We start from the raw sequence: 1,608 nt of genomic DNA on the forward strand, positions 1-1,608 counted from the left end.
CCGCGTCGGCCGGTGTCGTATTGGTGAGGCCCGCGGCCATCACACCGGGCTGGTTTTGGCGGTGTCGGCCACGGTTCCCGAGCAGTGGTCGTGCCGGTGCGCCTGGCGTTCCGCCCAGGACCAGACTCAGCCGCCCGAGCCCACGCCTTCGTCGCCCGCGAGCTCATCGTCTCCGGCCAGGAGATCACCTTCGACTACGCCATGCGCAATTGCACGGTCGAACACTTCCCTGCCCACTGCCAATGCGGATCGCGCCATTGCCGTGACCTCATCACCGGCTGGAAGGATCTGCTCGCCCACCGCAAGTCCGCCTACCGCGGATTCGTCGCCCCTTACCTCACCGACATCGACAGTAAGCGCGCCACGGACACCCTCGGGCGCGAGACCATGAACAGCACGGCCAGCGCGACGGTGCTGTAGTCGCCGCTGTCCTTTATCCGCGCCGATAGCCGCACTCCCCCAGATCGCCGTGTGACGTCTGCTATGACAGTGAGCCTCCAGTAGCGGGAGCGGCGGCTCGGGCCGACACGCGGGGACGTGAGGATGATCAGCTCGGAGTGCAGGGCCTCGGTAGGAAGACGGTCCTTCCACAGATCGTCGCTCCGATACCGAGATCCTGCGTGCCCGATCCTGTCAGCTACTCCGGCGTGCTCCCCAGGACACCGCGTTGTTCGTCTCCGGCCTGCTCGCCGCCGAGCGGGTCCGCCGCGGCGATCTACCGATAGCCAAGCGCCTCCAACACCCGCCGGCGGGCAGCCTCACCTTGCCCGTCGAGGCACTTCGCGTAGACCTTGAGCCGGGGCCGTCCGCGCCCGGTGAACGACAACTGGGTCGCCGCCTGCTGCCTCGCCCGAGAACTCCCACTCGCCACCCTCAACATCAAGGGCTTCAGCGACTTCGCCGAGCATGAAGGCCTCGAACTGACTCAGATGACCGTCTCTCTCGTGGAGTGCCACGTGGCACGAAACACCGGCCACCACGGTCAAGAGCAGCAACTCCACGCGAGGCGAAGACCCTGGTAGGCCCCTCAGGAACTCCGCTGATCACTGCCGGCAGAAGTCGCAGGCGCCGGCGGACCAGACGAACGGTGCGATCGACGCGTTCCCCGCCAGTCGACGAGCTTGCCGCTGCCCCGTCGGCGGATCCGCAGACGGCTTCGGCGCCTCTTGCCGGTTCAACGAACAGCCGTTCCCTCGAACGTCCACGCTGGCTCGGCGGACAGTGCCGAGGACCGCCCGTTCCCGGGTGAACGAGTAACCTCCGGTATCCGGCGAGTCTCGGGGCCGACGATTGATGCGGGAATCCCCTTGATCGTGCCCATCGTGCCCCGCGAGCCCACGCCGCCGACCCGCGCCGATCATCAGGAGTGCAAGGGTGCTCAACTACCCGATGCCGGTCCTCGACGAGGCGGAGTTGGCTGCCGCGGCGGCAGGTCTCGCAGAGAGTGAGATCCGGCTACTGTCCGGCACGGTTGTCGACCCCGCCGGCGTGATCAGGGCGAAACACGTCCCGACCGTCCGCGCTCGGGCATTCCACGTCGCCGGTGTGGGCGCGTCGCCGAGCTGGAACGTGTTCTGCATCGACAACGCCATCGCGTTCCGACCAGGG

At 67.5% G+C, this 1,608-nt stretch carries 1 protein-coding gene and 1 pseudogene; both read left to right on the top strand.

What is annotated here, in order from left to right; translation table 11 throughout:
* Nucleotides 1-61 precede the first annotated feature (61 nt).
* Nucleotides 62-391 carry a hypothetical protein gene (locus VGP60_RS05950; protein WP_414640297.1) on the top strand — a complete coding sequence of 110 codons (330 nt, stop codon included), beginning with the start codon at nucleotides 62-64 and terminating at the stop codon, nucleotides 389-391.
* A 983-nt stretch (nucleotides 392-1,374) separates the two neighbouring features.
* Nucleotides 1,375-1,608, top strand: a pseudogene (locus VGP60_RS05955) (glutamine synthetase); the annotation flags it as partial.

It is taken from the genome of Amycolatopsis sp., from assembly GCF_036008905.1.
In the GTDB taxonomy this organism is placed as follows: domain Bacteria; phylum Actinomycetota; class Actinomycetes; order Mycobacteriales; family Pseudonocardiaceae; genus Amycolatopsis.